The 20954-nt window shown below is 50.8% G+C and carries 14 protein-coding genes; 13 read left to right on the forward strand and 1 reads right to left on the reverse strand.

All coding sequences use genetic code 11. The features are described from left to right. Nucleotides 1-271: 271 nt before the first annotated feature. The 6 genes from C5O19_RS19225 (at nt 272) to C5O19_RS19250 (ending at nt 11048) form a co-directional block, all read left to right on the forward strand. Nucleotides 272-3385, forward strand: coding sequence for a SusC/RagA family TonB-linked outer membrane protein (locus C5O19_RS19225; RefSeq protein ID WP_165796071.1), 3114 nt, complete (start codon nt 272-274; stop codon nt 3383-3385). 19 nt (nt 3386-3404) lie between these two features. Next, a complete protein-coding gene (locus C5O19_RS19230) occupies nt 3405-4913 on the forward strand; it encodes a RagB/SusD family nutrient uptake outer membrane protein (RefSeq protein ID WP_165796072.1) in 1509 nt (502 codons plus the stop codon). A gap of 71 nt (nt 4914-4984) precedes the next feature. Continuing rightward, complete coding sequence (locus tag C5O19_RS19235; protein ID WP_104715015.1) at nt 4985-6244, forward strand: SGNH/GDSL hydrolase family protein; 1260 nt, start codon at nt 4985-4987, stop codon at nt 6242-6244. A 4-nt stretch (nt 6245-6248) separates the two neighbouring features. Next, a complete protein-coding gene (locus tag C5O19_RS19240) occupies nt 6249-7589 on the forward strand; it encodes an alpha-L-fucosidase (RefSeq protein ID WP_104715016.1) in 1341 nt (446 codons plus the stop codon). A 70-nt stretch (nt 7590-7659) separates the two neighbouring features. Then, a complete protein-coding gene (locus tag C5O19_RS19245; RefSeq protein WP_104715017.1) occupies nt 7660-9495 on the forward strand; it encodes a glycoside hydrolase family 2 protein in 1836 nt (611 codons plus the stop codon). Nucleotides 9496-9854: 359 nt separating this feature from the next. Continuing rightward, nucleotides 9855-11048, forward strand: a complete 1194-nt coding sequence (locus C5O19_RS19250) for a hypothetical protein (protein WP_104715018.1) — start codon at nt 9855-9857, stop codon at nt 11046-11048. A gap of 48 nt (nt 11049-11096) precedes the next feature. Here the strand turns inward: C5O19_RS19250 and C5O19_RS19255 are convergent, their stop codons facing one another. After that, nucleotides 11097-11558, reverse strand: a complete 462-nt coding sequence (locus tag C5O19_RS19255) for a hypothetical protein (protein WP_104715019.1) — start codon at nt 11556-11558, stop codon at nt 11097-11099. Between the two features lie 535 nt (nt 11559-12093). Between C5O19_RS19255 and C5O19_RS19260 the strand changes: the two genes are divergently transcribed. The 7 genes from C5O19_RS19260 to C5O19_RS19290 all read left to right on the forward strand — a co-directional run bounded on the left by C5O19_RS19260 (nt 12094) and on the right by C5O19_RS19290 (nt 20949). Then, nucleotides 12094-13341 (forward strand): efflux RND transporter periplasmic adaptor subunit, encoded by a 1248-nt coding sequence (locus C5O19_RS19260; RefSeq protein WP_104715020.1) that lies wholly within the window; start codon nt 12094-12096, stop codon nt 13339-13341. After that, nucleotides 13338-14786 (forward strand): TolC family protein, encoded by a 1449-nt coding sequence (locus C5O19_RS19265; RefSeq protein ID WP_104715021.1) that lies wholly within the window; start codon nt 13338-13340, stop codon nt 14784-14786. The genes C5O19_RS19260 and C5O19_RS19265 overlap by 4 nt, the downstream gene beginning before the upstream one ends. 169 nt (nt 14787-14955) lie before the next feature. Beyond that, entirely contained in the window at nt 14956-15618 is a 663-nt protein-coding gene (locus C5O19_RS19270) for an ABC transporter ATP-binding protein (RefSeq protein WP_102202822.1), read from the forward strand. A gap of 38 nt (nt 15619-15656) precedes the next feature. Then, entirely contained in the window at nt 15657-16904 is a 1248-nt protein-coding gene (locus C5O19_RS19275) for an ABC transporter permease (protein ID WP_104715022.1), read from the forward strand. A gap of 48 nt (nt 16905-16952) precedes the next feature. Then, nucleotides 16953-18116, forward strand: coding sequence for an ABC transporter permease (locus C5O19_RS19280; protein WP_104715023.1), 1164 nt, complete (start codon nt 16953-16955; stop codon nt 18114-18116). A 185-nt stretch (nt 18117-18301) separates the two neighbouring features. Next, nucleotides 18302-19672, forward strand: a complete 1371-nt coding sequence (locus C5O19_RS19285; RefSeq protein ID WP_104715024.1) for a sigma-54-dependent transcriptional regulator — start codon at nt 18302-18304, stop codon at nt 19670-19672. Further along, entirely contained in the window at nt 19669-20949 is a 1281-nt protein-coding gene (locus C5O19_RS19290; protein ID WP_104715025.1) for a sensor histidine kinase, read from the forward strand. Before C5O19_RS19285 ends, C5O19_RS19290 begins: the two co-directional genes overlap by 4 nt. Nucleotides 20950-20954: the final 5 nt, after the last annotated feature.

Consider the following 20954-nt stretch of genomic DNA (forward strand, 5'->3'; position numbering starts at 1 on the left):
ATCGTCCACCCGCCCCGGTGGACGTTTTTGTTTCCAAACCCTCTTCCAGATCGAAGGAATTCACAAAAAAGGCTTTCATTGGAGCAATACGCAACATTTCCATCGGCTTTTGCAACATCTCCATCCCTAGTTTCAACAACTCCGGTAGTTACTTTACCTCGTCTTTTATTGCATTTTTCTAGGATAAATTATGATCCGTTATATGCAGGGTTTTCAGGAGCGGGAAAACCCCAAAGACTGGTTGGTCCATTCATCTAAACCTATTTTTTGTATGCGTTTATTAGTATACTTTTCTCTTTTACTGATCTTACCTCTGGCGGGATGGGCTCAGGAACGAACACTTTCAGGACGGGTGACAGCCGAAGGTGGACAAGGCTTACCCGGCGTCAATGTGCTGCTGAAGGGGACGTCTATAGGTACCTCTACGGACGCCGAAGGGCGGTTTACCCTGCGAACCACCACTACGGACGGTACACTGATTTTTTCTTCGATTGGCTACGTAAAACAGGAAATTGCCCTAGGCAGTCGCACCGCTATTGATGTGGCGATGGTAGCCGATGCTCAGGCCCTGAACGAAGTCGTCGTTGTGGGGTACGGTGAACAGAGTCGCAAGGCCTTGTCCACGGCGGTGAGTTCCGTTTCGTCCAAACAACTGAAAGATATTCCGGTAGCCAATCCGGCCCAGGCTCTGGCGGCTCAGGTCTCGGGCGTGAACATTGCCCAGACGGGTGGGCAGCCGGGAGCGGCTCCCGTCATCCGGATTCGGGGCGTGGGTTCACTCGGGGCCGGAAACAGTCCGTTGTACGTGGTCGACGGCTATCCGCTGGCGGGTGCCGACAATTTCAACCAGATCAATCCCGGTGATATCCAATCCATCGAAGTATTGAAAGATGCCGCCGCCGCGGCCATTTATGGGTCGCGGGGCGGTAACGGCGTGATTCTGGTCACGACCAAACGCGGTACGCCCGGCAAAACGCGGATCAACTTTAATACCTTCGTCGGGGTACAAAACATTGCCCGGAAAATTTCGCTGATGAACAACGCCCAGTTCATTGATTTCTCGAAGGAATCGGCGGTGAATGCGGGACTCAAGTACTACGCGTTTTACGACACCCCCCCCGCCGATCTGCCCCAAACGGACTGGCAGGACGCCATCTATCGGCAGGCTCTGATGACGCAACAGGAATTGTCGGCTTCGGGTGGCAGTGAGAAAATTCGCTACCACGTTTCGGGCTCCTATCTAAAACAGGAAGGAATTCTCAAAGCCACCGAGTTTGAGCGATTTACGCTACGGGCCAATCTGGAAGCTCAGCTTTCGAAACGCGTACGGGCGGGAGTCGTACTGGCTCCTTCGTTGACCAATACAAAATATCAGACCGTCGCTGGAACCAACGATGCCTCCGTCATTGCCGTGGGTACCGATCCGATTGCGGCGGCTTTGGTGATGCCCTCGTTGTTTCCCGAACGCCTGGCTAACGGCGATTACGCCAATACGAACAATTATCCGTTGACGCAGGGAGCCAATTCCATTTCGCCCAACTTCCGCGGACCAACGGTACAGTTCGATCAGTACCGGGATCGGGGGAGCAGTCCCCGGTTTCTGGCCAACTCCTTCGTCGAATGGGAAATTATTCCGGATTTAAGCGTCAAAACCAGTTTTGGTGTCGAGTACAATACCGATACCCGGAATCAGTTCGTGCCCGCAACCATGCCTTCCAATACGGCTCCAACGGCTAACATCAGTAATCCTTTGGTGAATAATGTCGCGGCGGCCAAGCGGTTGAATACCAGCTCTAACTGGCTTTGGGAGAACACCCTGCATTACCGCAAAACCATCGGAGCGGATCATTCTTTTGATCTGCTGGCGGGGTATACGGCTCAATCTGCGGTGGGTTCGGGCAACGTGATTACGGGCGTGAACGGCAGTTTTGTCAACGATCTGATTACGAACATCAGCGGGGCGGGTACCACAACGGCGACCAATTCGTATTCCAAAAACAATCTGGTTTCCTGGTTGGGTCGGGTTAACTACAGCTACAAGGATAAATACCTGTTGTCGGCGGCCATTCGGCGGGATGGTTCCTCCCGGTTTGGGGCGAACAACCGCTACGCCACCTTCCCCTCGGTATCGGCGGCCTGGCGATTGTCGGAAGAGAACTTCATGAAATCCATAGCGATCATCAGCGATCTGAAAATTCGCGGCAGTTATGGTCTGACAGGTAATAACAACATCGGAAATTACGCCTCGCAAAGCTACGCGACGCAGGCGAACTACGCCTTCGGATCGGGAGCGGGGAATCGGGTGTACGGCTATGCGGCGACCAACATTGCCAACGCGGGCCTGACCTGGGAAACCAACCAGCAAACCGATCTGGGACTGGAACTGGGCCTGTGGAAAGACCGGATCTCTTTAACTGCCGACGTCTATCAACGCCTCACGACGGGACTGCTCAATAACCGAAACGTTCCGGCAATTGTGGGAATCGCGGGTTCGGTGCTGGAAAACATTGGTAAGATTGAAAACAAGGGGCTGGAACTGTCGATTACGTCCCGCAACGTAAGCAGCGGAGACCTAAGTTGGACGACTAACGGTAACATTTCCTTCAACCAGAATCGCGTCGTCTCGCTGGTGACGGACAAACCCATTTACTACAGTGCGGGTGGTTTCACCAACTACGCCATCGTGATTCCGGGGATGCCGCTGGGTGAATTTTACGGCTACCGGCAGATTGGCGTATTCCGCGATCAGTCGGAGGTGGATGCAGGAGCAACCTGGGCCAGCGGTGGTTCCAAACCGGGAGACATCAAATACGAGGACGTGAACGGCGATGGAACAATCAACGCCTCGGATTTGACCTACCTCGGTAATCCGCTACCAAAATTCACGTACGGACTTACGAACACGCTGAGCTGGAAGGGTTTCGACCTAAACATTATTCTGCAAGGTTCACAAGGGAATAAAATCTGGGCTCAGTGGTTGCGGTCGGGTTATTTCTTCAACGGCAATGCTAATACCATCACCGATGTCGCCAATCGCTGGCGTTCGCCGAGTGACCCCGGCAATGGCTGGCAACCCCGGGCTACGAATACCGCGTCGGGCGGAGCCAATAACCCGTCGAGTCGCTATGTCTACGATGCTTCGTTCTTACGAATCCGTACGGTTTCGTTCGGCTACAGTTTGCCCTCGGAAGTCGTAAAACGCTGGAAATTCGAGCAGGCTCGTCTCTACGTGAGCGGTCAGAACCTCTACACCTTCACCAAGTACATCGGTTACAACCCCGAAGCCAACGACAACGGCAACACCACGGCTCCGACCTACGGCTATGATTCGGCCTCCTATCCGTTGGCTCGTACGATCACCGTTGGTCTCAATCTGGGTTTTTAATTATAAGAAATTCAATCGTATGAAACGACTTTTGCTCCTACTCCTGCTGGTTACGGGCTTTCTGGTTTCCTGTCAGCAAAGCTTCATGGAATTAACGGACCCCACCAAAATTCCCACCGATCAACTTTTCAGCACGGCTACCAACGTATCCGCTGCCGTGACGGGCGTGTACAGTCAGTTGCAGCCCATTTACAACAACAGCTATTTCATATTCGGGGAGATGGCGAGTGACAATGCCTATGAACCCGTTTCGGCCAATGCCCGGTATTTCTTTTCCATTTTTAACGTGGAAGAAAACAACCCCAACCTACAAACCATGTGGACGGATTCGTACCGCTGCATCAGTCGGGCAAACACCGTACTGGCTCGGGCCGGAGCAGTATCGATGGATACGACGTTGCGGAATCGGTACCTGGCCGAAATGAAATTTATCCGGGCCTTGAATTACTTCAATCTGGTACGCATCTGGGGAGCGGTACCGCTGGTGACGGAAGATCTGGGCGACAATTATCAGAAAGCCTACGACTATGGTCGCACCCCAGCCACCGAAGTATACGCTCAGATTACCAAAGATTTACGCGAAGCCGCTGCCGGATTACCCATTACCTATCCAGCGGCTGATCTGGGCCGGGCCACCCGTACGGCGGCCAAGGGATTGTTGGGAAAAGTACTGCTGACGCAGGGCCAGTACCAGCAGGCCGCCGCCGTACTGGGCGAACTGATTCCGGGTACTCCGTCAGCAGGAAATTTGTCGAGTGTACATACGCTGGAAACGAATTATGACAACGTATTCTCAACAGCGAATGAAATGAACAAGGAAATTCTGTTTGCGGTACGGTACCTGTCCGGGGGCGTGAGTCTGGGCAGTGGCTTTGCCAGTAATTTTCTGCCGACGTATTCAGGTACGGACATTATCCGGGTGGGCTTGTCGGGTGGACCCATGATCCGGCAGGATCTGGCCAATGCCTTCCCGGAAGGGGATCGGCGGAAGTCCGTTTCCATAGGATACTATACGAAAGGAAACAGTGCTGCCACGTCCGATTATTATACCCGCAAGTACATCGTCAACGGGGCTCCCTTTGCCCGAAATGATGGCGACAACGACTGGATTGTGCTGCGGTACGCTGACGTACTGCTGATGTACGCGGAGGCCCTGAACGAAGGGGGACAAGCCACGGAGGCCCTGCCGTATCTGAATACCGTTCGCACGCGGGCCGGACTGTCGCCGCTATCGAATCAGAGTCAGGCTCAGCTACGATTGGCTCTGGAAAACGAACGCCGCCTGGAACTCAGTTACGAAGGACACCGCTGGTTTGATCTGGTACGAACGAATCGCCTGTTGCCCGTACTAAATGCCTTTTACGCCAAGTATGCTGCTATTCCATCTACGCCTCAGGTTCCGAATAACGGCTTGTTTGTGAACAGTGGCGGTAGTGTGGTGCAGGTACAGGCCTATCAAACCTTATTCCCCCTGCCTTTGTCCGAACGTCAGTATAACCCCAAACTCACCCAAAACGAAGGATACTAAATAACCCCGGAAGCAGCGACAAAACATTCGCTGTTTCCGTAGGTTTAGGCGTACAAACGAAAGTCAAGTGCATGAAGCGTTACCTGCTATTCTTTTTTCTTTTCCTGTCAGGACTCGTCGGGGCTCAGTCCGATTCACTGGAAAATGCCCGTTTACTCCGACCACGGCAGGGATTGCCCTTCTTTTTTCAAAAAATTAAAGCCGGAAAAAACCTGACGATCGGTTACCTCGGCGGGAGTATCACCGAAGCGGGGAAAGGCTGGCGGGAGCAGTCGGTACAAGGCTTACAGAAACGCTATCCAAAGGCTCAATTTTCGGGCATTAATGCGGGTGTAGGCGGTACGGGTTCAGATTTAGGCGTGTTTCGGGTTCAGCCGCAGATACTGGATCAAAAACCCGACCTGGTCTTCGTGGAATTTGCTGTGAATGATAACGGCAAAAAGCCCGAGCAGATTTACCGGGCGATGGAAGGGATTGTACGCAAAATCTGGCGGCAAAATCCGCAGATCGATATTTGTTTCGTGTACACGATTACGGCCGATCTGGCTCCGTATTTCCAGCGGGGGAAATTGCCGCCTTCCGCACTGGCCATGGAACAGATTGCCGAGCATTACGGCGTGCCGAGTGTGTGTATGGGTTTAAAAGTGGCGGCTCTGGCGAAAGAAGGAACGTTACTTTTCAAGGGAAAACGTGAAGAACATCCCGATAAAATCGTCTTTTCCCCGGACAACGTACACCCTTACGCCGAAACCGGTCACGCCCTGTACGCGGAAGCACTGGGCGAAGCTTTACAACAACTTTCCTCACAAAAAACTACGCTGAAGGCTCACGTCATCCCCAAACCGTACGTCGCAGATCATTGGGAAGCCGCCCGGATGGTTCCTTTCGAACAACTCAAACGGCAGGGCAACTGGCAAGTACTGACGCCCGAAACGGATACGGTGGCTCGGTTGATGAAAAACCGTTTTCCTCGTTTGCTCAAATCCACCCAACCCGGCGATTACCTGCAAGTACGCATGAAAGGGCAGGCCTGCGGCTTGTACGACGTCATGGGACCCGGTTGCGGTCAATACGTGCTGGAACTTGATCAGGATTATCAGCAGAAAATTGACCGCTTCGACGCGTACTGTACCTATTACCGCTCTAATTTCTTTGTGCTACCCATCGATCCGCAAAAGGAGCATACCTTCCGGTTCCGGGTTTCCGGCGAAAAACTAGACAAGGCCAAGATTCTTAAGGCCCGCAATGAAACCATCGATGATACGCGTCGGTACGAAGAAAACGCCTGTTACGCCGGACAACTCTTACTGGTGGGTGAACTCATTCCCTGATTCCATGAAAAAAACGATTTTCCTGCTTCCTCTTGTCCTATGGGCCGCGATAGCCGCAGCCCAGCAAACAACTAACAAGCCCGAACGCGAAGCCTGGTTCATGGATCTGGGCTTTGGTATGTTTATTCACTGGAGTCTGGATTCGCAGGTCGGAGCCGTGATTAGTCATTCCATGGCTGGAGCGTCCAATGATTACCTCCAGCGGTTTACTACTGAATTACCGAAAACCTTCAACCCTAAAAAATTCGACCCTGAGGAATGGGCCGTACTGGCGAAACTCGCGGGCATGAAATACGTAGTCTTTACGGCCAAACACCATTCGGGTTTTTGTATGTGGAATACGCAAACGACGAAATTCCAAGTCATGCAGACGCCCTTTAAACGGGATATTCTTAAGGAAGTGATTGAGGCGTTTCGGAAGCAGGGGATTGCCATTGGGCTGTATTTTTCGCCCGAAGATTTTTATTTCCTGTACCAGCATCAAATCCCCATTGGCCGTTTGCAGCACCCGCAGCATTACCCGGCCAACAACGCCGAACTGATGGCCTATGACAAACGCCAAATCAAAGAACTATTGACCAACTACGGCACCATTGACGTACTCTTTTTCGACGGTCCAGCGGAAGGTTTGAAGGAATACGCCTGGCAATTACAGCCAAACGTAGTCGTGACCCGCGGGCAGATGAATACGCCCGAACAAACGCTACCCGACCAGCCCATTCCCGGACCCTGGGAAGCCTGCTTTACAATGGGCACCGACTGGCAGTACAAACCCACCAACGACCCCCATAAGTCGGGTACCGAGATTATCAACATGCTCATCGAAACCCGGGCCAAGGGGGGGAATCTGCTACTTAACGTGGGCCCCAAACCCAACGGCGAAATACAGATCGAGCAGGAGGCCTTACTTCGCGAAGTCGCTCTGTGGCAGCTCGTTAATCAGGAAAGCATAGCGGGCATCCGACCCTGGCCGTTGATTCGGGAGGGGCACTACTGGTTTACGAAAGCGAAAGAAGCGAACGCCGTATACGTGTTTGTACCGGGCGGCAAGGAATGGAAGTACGGTGAGCGAAAAGACTTCATTTTTCATTCGTTGGAGGGATCGCCCCAGACCAAAGTACAGGTACTCGGTTACGCCAGTGAGCTGGTCGAATACCGGCAGGGCTTCGACGCCAGTCTATCGGTACAACCCACGGCATTTGGTTTGGCGGTGAGTGTCGTGAACGGGCAGCGGTTATATACCAATAATCAGTGGCCCAATCCGGTGGTTCTAAAAATTACGAATGTGACCTATAAACCTCTGCTTACCAAAGAAAAGCGGGATACAATCGACGGAGCCCATTAAGGAGAGACGATTACTGGCACAGTTTGTTTCGGGCTTGCTGTCAGTAGTACGTACATAACTCTTGTTAACGATGGAGCTGGATCATGGGACCGGGCATCCGAACTACGGATTAGCCAAATGTAAAGAAGAAGACCTCGCAGAAGACACGTTTGTAAGCCCCTTGCCGCGAGCCGTTATACGCCCCAACGATTTTATTCTGCTGGATGGTACCTGGCGATTTGCTTTGGATCTGGAAGATAAAGGTTTGCAGGAAAACTGGTATGTCAACCATCCCTACGAAGACGAAGCCCAGTGGCCCGGTAGTGTGGAAGCCCATTTAGCTCAGGGGAAGCGAGAACAGAAAGGCTGGCGGGATCAGGTAGTAGTTTGGTACGAACGGGATTTTGAATGGCCGGTATCCGTTGGTGAAAAAGAAAACTCGCTTCTGCAACTCACCTTTGGAGCCTGCGGCTACGAAACGCAGGTCTGGCTAAATGGCTTTCCGTTGGTGACGATTGAAGGAGAAGCTAAACACATTGGCGAGTACACCTCGTTTTCGTACGAATTGGAAGAAAAAATCCTGCGACCCAGCAACCGCCTTACGGTACGCATTGTCAGTACCATGAACGCCGATATTCCACGGGGCAAGCAGGAATCTTACGTGTACAAGCGGGGTGGCATCTGGTACCAGACCTATACAGGACCGGTCCGAAGCGTCTGGCTGGAAACCGTCGAGCGAAATCGGCTACGTTCCCGCGTGGGCGTCGTCAGCATTATCGAGGATAATCTGGTCCGCTTTACCGTCACCACCCGGATTCACGATCCGGGCACCTATCGCATTCGCCTGAAAGTCTTTAATAAAACACCCGATACCCCGCCCGTTGCCGAGGATGAATTTACGCTGGTACTCGAAGCGGGTCAGAAAAATCAGCGACTGGTACTGGCCATTCCCGATGCTCAGTACTGGTCGCCCGAATCTCCCTACCAGTATCGACTTGAAGCGGAGCTGGTGGATGCGAACGGTTATGCTGCTACCATTGAAACGCTGTTTGGCCTACGTAAATTCGAAGCCCGCGGCTCTCGTCTGTATCTTAACCACGAACCCATTTATCTGGATGGTATTCTGTACCAGCCCGGGGCAGCCACTTACGAAGAGATCAAACAGCACATGTATGCGATGAAGGAGCTAGGCTGTAATCTGGTGCGTATACACATTGCCGGGGTTGATCCCCGCATCTACAAACTGGCCGACCGCATGGGGCTGCTGTTGTGGGTGGAGGTGCCGAGTCCACACCGTTCTAGCCCGGAAAGCCGGGCCAATCACCGGGAAGAGCTGATGCGAATGCTGGCCCTGATTGCCACGCACCCGTCGGTGGTGATTTGGAGTCTGTATAATGAAGACTGGGGGGCTCAGGATATTGCGACCAATCCCGAAACCCGGCAGTACATTATGGATATGTACCACTTTATGCAAATTGCGTATCCGCAGTTTCTGGTGGTAGACAACGACGGCTGGCGGCACATCTCCTTTGAAGGTCGCTTGAAGTCAGATTTGATGACGGCCCACATTTACGCCAACGAGCTGGAACGCTGGAAGCAGCAGCTCGACGAACTCGTGGCCGGAAATCTGGACCGGGTGGCGGCTTTTCCGCTGGTGGTAGGCGATCCCTTCTTTTTCCGCAAGCAGGTACCCCTGATTGTGAGTGAATGGGGCGGTTTTGGATTTGCGGATTATGGTGGTCCTCAGGACAATGAGCAGCGGGCTGAGCAGATTCGACTCTTTAAGGAAGCACTTCGACAGCGTCCTATTTCGGGTGACGTATATACACAAGCGACCAATATTGAGGATGAAAAGAATGGTTTGATCGACGCCACGACGGGCGAACTATACGTGCCGCCCGGATTACTAAATTCCAGAAATGCCTAAGTTGAAAAGACGCCGGTTCTCTAAGGATCGGCGTCTTTCTTTATTCCTGATTTAATACGACTATAAAAAGGTCAGAATATTAAGAAATTATTAGAAATCGATGAAAATGGATGCAAACGAATCCCGTTTTCAACAGAAAAGAAGATAAATGAAAATTTAAGGATTCAAGCGAATGTTTTCCCTCAGAAAATTGTAAAGAAAGTAGTACCTTGTGAGACGGTTGCACACCTCATCCAAACCATTCCTTCAATCCTGATTTCTTAGTTTATTTATTGGCTTTACAGGTACCTATCCCTAGCATCTGGTATGCCTGAAAGTCGCCTATTGCCTAACGCGTACCTAACTTTTCAATACAGAAAATGAAACTAAGAAGTACCCTCGATGAACAACGGTTCATTGTCCCATTGGAAACCATTGCTGCAACGAATGAAGGAGCCACTCAAGCCAATCAGGCTTTTGATGAGCGAATGCGTGCGTTTCTAAATGAATGGATTGATCAGGGTACGGAATCAAGTAGGGGCGATGAAATAAGCCGGGAAGAGTTTGTTGAAAACGGAGCATTACGAAGCCTTTTCCAACACCGGGAAGATGCTTTGGAATGGTTGCTACAGGATGAGGTCATTGCCCGGCATTTGCTTCGTTCGGCCGGTGAAGTGCATTTTTCGCAGGATGCGTACGAACCCCTTTTATCCAGTTTCGAAAAACGATTATATAACCTAGCCGCTCACCGCGAGCATCGGGAAGTCTGTTTCCGCTATCATTCGATTAATCGGCAGGATGCTTACGGCAACACGATCGAACATACGCATGCGGGCGACGAAAATATTGGCTTGTACTTTGGTACCCGGCGGACGGATGCCATGGCTTTGCAATTACTGGCGGATCAGCTAAAACGGGAAGCCAGTGAACCCTCGGATTTGCCCATTCACGTCATTACGGAAGGGTACATGAGTGAGTCTCTGCAATTCATTAAAGAACAAACGGAAGCGTTGGCAGCGGCAGGTATCGAGCAAACGCAGTGTTTTCTCATCCAGCGGCGTCACGCGGCGGATGATCGGCACCTCGGAGCTGCTTTGTTGTTGATGAATCCGAAACAGCCGCACCTGCCCCAGCGAATCGTCTTTTGTGATACCCTGCGACCGGGTGCGTTGCCGCCCTGGTGGGATAAGTTTAAGCACAAAGTGGATGTTGCTTTCCCGCAACCGGAAGACACGATCCGGGCATCGGATCTGCTGGAGGATGGTTCGGTAACCTTGCAGCGATTACACGATGGTGTACCCATTCGACACCAGGACATTGACTGCGGATTTTATACATTTTCGATAGTTCGGGCTTTAATTAAGCTCGCTCAACGAACCCCCGAATGCGTACTGATGGGAACTACTGCTGATTTAGTAACGGCGATGACGGGTTTGATGAAAGATTACTATCAGGAACCCGACCAGCCGAAAGATCCGGAAGTAGTACGGAAGATCAACATCCTCAACCGCTGGAATCTGGGTCGTGAAGCCCTGAGCTTGATGAAAGATTCCTACGCAGTGGTTACTGCATAAAAAAACGGCCGTTTCCCATACTTGGAAACGGCCGTTTTTTTATGCATACTATTTTGTATTCGTCAGTACATAGCGATTGCCTTCGCCATCGGTTACTACCAGCGTAAGCGTTTTTCCTGCGGTTGTGGCGAGCTGGTTGCCGTTGGCACTAAGTACGTATCCACCACCCGAGCCTTCGGTCACGGCAAGGTTGTCTACCATCTGATTTAGAAAATCGGAGTTATCGTCCGTATGCTGAATTTTAACAGCCATAGACACTTTCGAAGTGGCCTTACGCGTCAGCGTAATCGAGCCCTGCATGCCCGCCTCTTCTGCGGTATACTCGAGTTTACCATTGACGACAATTTTCTTGAATACATACTTACCCGCCACTTTTGTAGCCAGATCCGTTACGGGCTGCGGTTCGGGTTCAGGTTCCGGATCTTTTTCGGATTTCTTACAGGAACTAAGACTGGCGATCAATACAAATAGGACGAGAAGTGACTTACTGACGAAGGAAAAAGCATTCATAGAATGAAAGGATTGAAGATTGATTGTCGGAAGCAAAGATGCCCTTCCGGCTTAACCTTGCGGTAGGCCAGCGTTCTTCAATTGCGGTGAGCGATGGTTTAACCGCAGAAAGGTGGTGTTGAATTGGGGGTATGAAGTTTAGGTATTGCCTTGGCCGTTTTAGAAGTTCGTTATTCACCTAGACTAGGTTTGTTCCCGCAGCCACGGCTGTTCGATAGCCCCTGAGCCTTCCAGGCTGGACCCCTCCACGCCTAACCATTCCATGGGATGGCCCCCATGGAATGCACAAGGACTAAAAAAAACAGCTGTCTTCAAAGAACCTAGATCGGTCTGTCCAAGGCGAAAAACAACTTAAAAAATCATCTATATACTCGCCAGGACAAGCCGTGCGATTTAACACAACGCGTGCGGTATCGCACACTTTTAGGAGTTACTGGTTTTAGTAAGGTATTGAAATACAGTTGAATACGTTGTGGCACGCTTGTGGCATGTACTAAAGGGTAGTATCACTTCATTTTTCAACCTTTTAGTACCAATGGATCGGGAAGTACAGGCAGAATACCGAACGCGACAACGCAACCGACGATGGCTGGTGGCCTCCGGCCTACTACTAGCTCTGATAGCAGGTATTTACGGCGTTCGAAGCACGCTGGAAAGCTCCATCGAAGGCTCGCGAATACGAACCGCTCCGGTGAGCGTCGGCGACGTAGAAAATACGCTAACGGCTACGGGGGAAGTCATTCCGGCGTATGAACAAATCATGACCAGTCCCATTCGGGCGAGTATCAAACGGGTACTGCTCACGACGGGTACGCCCGTCGAGCCGGGTAAGGCTATTTTGGAACTGGACAAATCGCTAACACAGATTGAATACGAGAAAATGCAGGATCAGTTGGAGCTAAAACGCAACGGCATCGATCAGTTGCGAATGAAACTCAACAAGAACCTCTACGACGCCGAAATCAGCGATAAAATCAAGTCACTCAATATCAACAAGCTTCGGGCGGACATTGAAGATTCTCGTCGCTTGCAGAAAGTAGGGGGCGGTACCCGTGAAGACATCACCCGGGCGGAAAACGCCCTGAAAATTGCCGAACTCGAAAAGCAGCAGCTCGAAAACGATTTGACGTACAATCGGCAGTCGATGGGAGCCAGCTTGCGGGAAACCGAACTGGGGGCCCAAATCGAAAGCAAAAATCTCAAAGAGCTGGACCACAAATTAAAACGGGCGGACATCGTGGCCGACCGCAAGGGGGTCCTCACCTGGGTCAACGAAAATATTGGTTCATCCGTCAACGAAGGCGAAATGCTGGCGAAAGTGGCCGATCTGGGCAGTTTCCGGGTGGATGGTTCTTGTTCCGACATCTATGCCGATCAGGTGAAAGTCGGCTTGCCCGTCATCTTAAAAATAAACGATACGACGCTGCGGGGACAGATTACTCAGGTAAAACCCGCCATCAGCAATGGGATCGTCAAGTTTGTTATCCAGCTCGATAACGCCGAGAGTACGCTGCTACGGCCCAACATGAAAGTGGATGTATTTGTCGTCACCGATCGCAGTACGCGAACCCTGCGGGTGGCGAATGGCCCTGCATTCACGGGTAAACGCAAGCAGTACGTCTACGTGCGGGAAGGCAACAAAGCGTACCGACGGGAAGTAGAAATCGGACGCTCCAACTTCGATTTCGTGGAAATCAAAAGTGGATTGAAGGAAGGCGATCGGGTCATTCTGACGGACTTAAATCAATATCAGCACCTGGAAGAAATCAGTATCAAGCCATGAAAATCTACGCGTTTCTCCTGCTGATGCTGTGGAATGTTGGTACACTCTGGGCTCAGGAGTACAAACTTACGCTGGTCGAGGCCGTCGAGCAGGCCCGCAATCAGTCGATCGCCGCCAAACAGGCCATCACCCAGAAAAAGACCACGTACTGGCAATACCGCTCGTTTCTGGCGGATTATCGGCCCCAACTGAGTCTGGATGGTACGTTGCCCGGTTTCACCCGTTCGTATATTGAAGTCGTGCAACCCGACGGTACCATCGCCTTCCAGCCCGTATCTAACAATAATTCCCTACTGAGCCTGTCGCTAAGCCAGAGCATTGCCCCGACGGGCGGTACGCTGTACGTGCAAAATCAGTTGCAACGCTTCGACGACTTTGCCCGCGACAACACGCGGTACAATGGCGTTCCTTTTGAAATTGGCATTCGTCAACCCCTGTTTCGTTACAATGCCATGCGATGGGACCGCCGCATTCAGCCGCTAAAGTATCAGGAAGGTATGCAGCAGTACCTTTCGTCAATGGAAGAAGTAGCTCTACAGGCCTCGGGATATTATTTCGATCTGCTGGTGGCTCAGGTGAATTTACAGATTGCCGAGAAAAACCGTCAGAATAACGACACGCTCTATAAAATTGCCCAGCATAAACTGGAGTTGGGACGTATCTCGCAGAATGACCTGTTGCAATTACAGATGGGAGTACTGACGGCAGAGAAAGACTTGGCCTCGGCCCAGCAATCGGCTACGGTAGCTTCGCTGCAACTGAATCGGTACATCGGTTTTCGGAATGATCGCATGCCCGAACTGGAAATTCCAACGCAACTGCGGGAGTTTGTGGTGGAGCCGCAAAAGGCTATTGACGAAGCGTTCGCGAACCGGGCCGATGCCGTAGCTTTTAGTCGCCGCCTGCTGGAAGCCGAACGCGATGTACAGCAGGCCGTGAAGGAGAATGGATTGAACGCCTCGCTGAACGCCACGTTCGGGTTGTCGAACCAGGGTAGTCAGCCGATGGATGTCTACCGTAAACCGCAGGATCGGGAGTTCGTGGAGTTGCAGTTTACGCTGCCCATTCTGACCTGGGGACGAAATAAAGCTCGAACGGAGGTGGCTAAAGCGAACCGGGAGTTTGCCCAGCAGTCGGTAGACCAGGATAAGCTAACGTTCGAACAGCAGATTTTCACGCAGGTGACGCTCTTACAGATGCTCCAGAAACAGGTACGGCTTACGCGGCTGGCCGACGAGATTGCGGCCAACCGCTACCAGATTGCTCAGGAGCGATTTATTTTAAGCAATTTGAGCGTAACGGATCTGGCCATTGCCACGCAGGAGAAGGACCGGGCCAAACGGGATTACATTCTGGCTCTGCGGGATTACTGGCAGTCATATTATAGCCTGCGGTTGCTGACGCTGTATGATTTTGAGCGGAGGGAGAAGATTCGGTATGAATAATGTAGATCCGATTATTGATCTAGTCATACTAAGACGGCCCTCGTACTCATTGCTAGCTGACTCACGGGCGGGAGGTATTTTCATCTCAAGCATTTATTGGCTCTTCTTTATTAAAAAATGAATTCAAAACATACGTATTAAAACATCAGTAATTAACCTGACAAACCTTATGATCAAGTTACAGAACGTTGAGAAAGTGTACCGGACCAGCTCGGTGGAAACGCTGGCCCTGAATAATATTAACCTGACGGTGAACCGGGGCGAATTCGTGTCCATCATGGGGCCTTCGGGTTGCGGCAAAAGTACGTTGTTGAACATTATGGGATTGCTCGACGAACCTTCCAGCGGACACATTGAAATTGACGGTAGCCGCGTCGAACGGTACCAGGACAAGGCTCTGGCCCAGTTACGGAATCAGAAGCTAGGTTTTATCTTCCAGAGCTTCCACCTGATTAATGATCTGTCGGTACTCGACAATGTAGAGATTCCTTTGCTGTACCGGGATAGCACCGCGAAACAACGCCGCGAACTGGCTCAGCAGGCCTTGGAAAAAGTGGGCCTGAGCAACCGGATGAAACACTTCCCCAAGCAACTTTCGGGTGGACAGAAACAACGCGTAGCCATTGCCCGGGCCATTGTCGGTCAACCCGAAATCATTCTGGCCGATGAGCCTACGGGAAACCTCGACAGTGCCATGGGCAACGAAATCCTTTCCATTCTGCAAAAACTCAATGAGGATGGAGCCACGATCGTCATGGTGACCCACGACGATGCTATGGCCAAGCGTACCCACCGCCTCATTCGCCTCTTCGACGGTACCCAGGTACAGTAAGTACGAACCTTTTTGTCACGACTGATCGAATTGATCCTATGCTACTGAATTACATCAAAATAGCCTGGAAAGTGCTGCTCCGGCACCCTTTCTATACCTTCATTACGCTGTTTGGCATCAGTGTTACGTTGACCGTACTAATGGTGATTACGTCTTTTATGGATCACTTGCTGGGCTCGCACTATCCGGAGAACAAACGCTACCGGTCCCTGTACGTCACTATGCTGACCCAGACCGATTCATCCCGGAATAGTCGCAGTCAAGGACCGCCTAGCTTTCGATTTATCAATACGTATGTCAAAACCCTGCAAACGCCCGAGCGGGTAGGCATTTCATCCCAGTTTAGCTTTGCAAACGCGTACGTTAATGGGAAACGTATCAAGCTCAATACGAAATACACGGATGCCGATTTCTGGCGGGTGACGGACTTTGAATTTCTGGAAGGAAAACCCTTCAGTGAGCCACAAATCAAAGGGGGCGACCGCGTCGCCGTCATTACGGATAAGTTACGCAAAGAGTATTTCGAAGACGATGGCAAATCCACCGTTGGTCGGGATATTGAAATTGAAGGACTGCGGTATCGGGTAATGGGTGTGGTAAAGGGCAGTCCGGTTACGCGACTGTATACCTATGCCGATGTTTATTTCCCGTATACGGCTCCTAAAAGCAATTACGAAAAGGGACAAATGCGGGGCAATTTCGTAGGGATCATTCTCGCTAAAACCCCCGCCGATCGTCAGGCGATTCAGTCAGAATTTGATCAGGTCATCGGTCGACTTCCCGCTTCCGGTGAAGAATCCAGCTTTCATTATAGTCAGTTTGTGGTCAAAGCAGATACCTACATCAATCAGTTTCTGACACCCTTTTTTGGCACGGATGACAGTAAGAAGGTCTTCTTTTACAGCATCGTCGGTGTTATCGTACTGATGTTCATGTCTTTACCGGCTATTAATCTGGTGAATGTCAACGTTAGTCGCATTCTGGAACGAGCCTCGGAGATTGGCGTACGGAAAGCCTTCGGAGCACCGGCCCGCACATTGCTATGGCAGTTTATTATCGAAAACATCTTCATCACTTTTCTGGGTGGTGTACTGGCTCTGATCTTTTCCTATGGAATTATCCAGCTGATCAATCAGAGTGGCTGGATTGCCTATGCCGACCTGACGATTAACGTTACCGTATTTCTCGTCAGCATGGGTGTATGTCTGGTATTTGGACTGCTTTCGGGCGTGTTACCCGCCTTCCGCATGTCGAAACTAAATATTGTAGATGCTCTCAAATCATAAATCCTCAGGTGTACGCTAACGACGATTCACCTTAAAACATATCCTTCCATGCTTCGCCATTTTTTTACCCTGATCTGGAATAAACGGAGAACGCACGCACTGTTGATCATCGAAATCTGGGCTTCGTTCCTGGTGCTCTTTGGCGTGCTGACCTTCCTGATTTCCAATTTCCGCAACTACCGCGAGCCCATCGGCTTTTCCTACGAAAACGTATGGGTGCTTGAACTGAACAACAACGAGGACACCACGAATATTGGCGACAAAGTACAAGCCATTATGCAACGCATTCGCTCCTACCCGGAAGTGGAAAGTGCTTCCCGCATGAGTTCCAACACGCCGTTCAGCATGAGTAATATGAACAATGGGATCACCTATAATAATGTCCATACCATGGCCGAGTTTTACCGCTCAGACGAGGCACTGGCTCAAACCCTGGACCTAAAACTGGTGGCGGGCCGCTGGTTCGGTCCCCAGGATCGGGCTGCTCAGTACACCCCCCTGGTGATTAACCGAAAATTTCAGGAAAAGCTTTTTCCGAACGAAAATCCGATTGGTAAGGTGATTAAACAGGATGACAAACACGCCTGGAAGGTGATCGGAATGGTCGACCATTTCAAAGGAAAAGGTGAATTTACGGGAAATACCCCCGCCGTATTTGAGTCGCTTATGAATACGGATTGGGATAAGAATATCTTGATTAAAACGCGTCCCGGCACGGATGCCAACTTCGAAGCCCGGCTTGTGAAAGACGTACTGGGGGTCGGTCAGGGCTGGGGGGCGGAAGTTACATACCTCACTGAATCGCGTAAAAACCAGCACAACCTAACCTTGGTACCCGTCATCGTTTTTGTCATCATCAGTACTTTTCTGCTGATTAATGTAGGATTGGGCCTGTTCGGTATTCTAAATTTGAACATTGCCCGTCGGAAAAGCGAAATTGGCCTGCGTCGAGCCATGGGTGCTACGGAGAAAACCGTATCCATGCAATTTCTGGGAGAAATCTGGGTACTGGCAACGTTTAGTTTGCTTCTGGGCTTACTCTTTGCGGTACAGTTTCCGCTACTCAATGTCTTCGATATGGATGCCAATATTTACGTGCTGGCCATTATGGCTGCGGTAGGTGTTATTTATTTGCTCGTTACGCTGTGTGCCTGGTACCCGAGTCGTCAGGCGTCGCTAGTGCAACCGGCGGTGGCGTTGCATGAAGAGTAGAGGTGGTTTGTCGTGGATGGTTGTACGTTAGGCGTTGATTAGTGGGATCAGGTTTGAACCATCCGTCAATCGCTTCGATGCGTGAATCAAACCTGGGCATAAATTCATTCGCTTTTCAGACAACACTAAAGCCTTACAACCAGCATCCACTATCAACCAAAAACCATCCACGAACCACTAAAATCATGATTCTTATTGTTGACGATGATCTGGCTATTCGCACTTCGCTGGCCCTGCTACTCAAAAAAGAGGGGTTTCGGGTCATGGGAGCGAGTTCGCCCGTTGAAACGTTCGACGTACTTCGTCAGCATACACCGGAACTGATTCTACTGGATCTCAACTTTTCGATTGAAACCTCCGGTCGGGAAGGGATGCATTTACTGGATCAGATTCGCGAGGCGTATTCCGCTATTCCAGTCATCCTCATTACGGGCTGGGGGAGTATCGATCTGGCGGTACAGGGCATGAAAAAAGGAGCCCGCGATTTTATTACCAAGCCCTGGCAAAACGATCATCTGGTCCAGTCGGTCCGAACCATTCTGAACCTGTCTCAACCCGTCGTATCCTCGCCGGAACGTCAGAAATTACAGGAAAAATATCAGTTTCAGTACATCGTCGGACAAGATCCGAAGCTGTTAGACATCCTGCAGACCATTGGCCGCGTGGCTCCCACGGATGCTCCGGTGCTGATTACGGGCGAAAGTGGTACCGGCAAAGAACTCATTGCCGAAGCCATTCACCTCAACAGCCGCCGGAAAAGTAAACCCTTCGTGAAGGTCAATCTGGGTGGAATTTCGGCTACGTTGTTCGAAAGTGAACTGTTTGGACACGTACGCGGAGCCTTTACCGATGCTAAAACGGATCGAATTGGGCGTTTTGAACTAGCGAATCGAGGTTCTATTTTTCTGGATGAAATCGGCGAGCTGGATTTGTCGAGTCAGGTAAAATTGTTGCGGGTTTTGCAGGAACGGAGCTTCGAACCGCTGGGCAGCAGCAAGAGCCGTACCGTAGACGTGCGAATCATTTGTGCGACCAACCGAAATCTGGAGGAAATGGTCGCGAAAGGAACCTTTAGGGAGGACTTGTACTATCGCATTAACCTTATTTCGGTGAAATTGCCCTCCCTGCGGGAACGTCCCGACGATATTCCCTTGCTGGCGGAATTTTTCATGAATAATCTGAAGGAAATCTACCACCGGCCCGCTTTACAACTGAGTCCCAAGGCGGTACAGTGGTTAAAAACGCTGCCTCTGCCCGGAAATATTCGGCAATTGAAAAATCTGGTGGAACGAACGGTACTGCTTTCCGGTCAGGATCGTCTGGAAGTAAAAGATTTCCAGATCAATCTGACGGCGAATACCAGTAGTGCCCCGCGTAGCCTGCCCGAGGTTGGGACGTTAACGCTAGAAGAAATGGAGTACCATATGATTCAACGAGCCATGGACTTTCACCAGAATAAAGTAGCCAAGGTAGCTCGCTCGCTGGGTATTACGCGGTTTGCCTTGTACCGACGACTCGAAAAATACGGAATTTCTTACGACGCCGACGATGTATGAGGCTATCCACCCGCACCAAGTATATTTTGTACATGATCGCCCTGCACGTTTTACTGATGGTGCTGGTCTATCAGTTGCTCTTTCAAAGCAAACCCTTGTTCATCGCTACGGAAGTAATCCTACTCCTTTCCATCGGCGTATCCATTCAGCTGTACAAGGATTTCAGTCAGCCCGTCGCGTTTATTCGGTCGGGCATTGAAGCCATTAAAGACAAAGACTTTACCATCAAGTTCGTACCCACGGGCAAAGGAGAAGTAGATACGCTAATTGAAGTGTATAATTTGATGATTGATCAGTTACGCGAAGAACGTACCCGCTTGCAGGAGCAGCATTTTTTTCTGGAAAAACTCATCGAAGCCTCGCCCATCGCCCTGCTGATTCTGGATTTTGATGAACGGCTGGTCCAGCTCAATCCCCGGGCTCTTCACCACTTTAGCGATGCGGTACTGGGCAAAAAGCTCGAAGAAACGGACAACCATCTGCTTCATCAAATGAGTACCATGACCGACGGTGAATCCCGTACGCTCAAAACCGATGGGGTGCAAACTTATAAAGTACAGCGGTCGCACCTCATGCACCAAGGCTTTCGGCGGTCTTTTTTTATACTGGAAGAACTGACGAGTGAGCTCTACAAGATTGAGAAAGCAGCATACGGGAAAGTCATTCGGATGATGGCCCATGAAGTGAACAACACATTGGGAGCCACGGATTCGATTCTGCAAACGACACTCCAGTCTTTACCGGAACCGGAATTTTCGGACCTGAGTGAAGCCCTGCGTATTGCCAGCGGACGCAACGGTCGGTTAACCCAGTTTATGCGAAATTTTGCGGATGTGGTACGCTTGCCCTTACCCCGACGGGAAGATGTTTCACTAAACCGACTTGTGGAGCAGGTAAGCCTGTTTATGCGGGCAACGGCTCTGAATCAGGGAAGCAGTATTCATACGCCTGAACCGAACGAACCTTGTACACTATACGCGGATACCGCCCAATTGGAACAAGTATTGGTGAACGTTCTAAAAAATGCCATCGAAGCCGGGGGCACTGAAATACGGGTTGAAATTCAAAAATGCGAACTGGCTATTCTGAATAACGGCAAGGTAATCACGCCCGAAGAATCAACCCAGTTATTCAATCCTTTCTACAGTTCGAAACCCCAGGGCCAGGGCATTGGATTGACACTGATTCGGGAGATTCTTGTCAACCATGGGTTCTCTTTTACGCTGAAAACGCAGGCAGACGGCTGGACGGCGTTTCGGATTCAGTTTAGTAATTAAGTTAG

It is taken from the genome of Siphonobacter curvatus (genome assembly GCF_002943425.1).
Lineage (GTDB): Bacteria > Bacteroidota > Bacteroidia > Cytophagales > Spirosomataceae > Siphonobacter > Siphonobacter curvatus.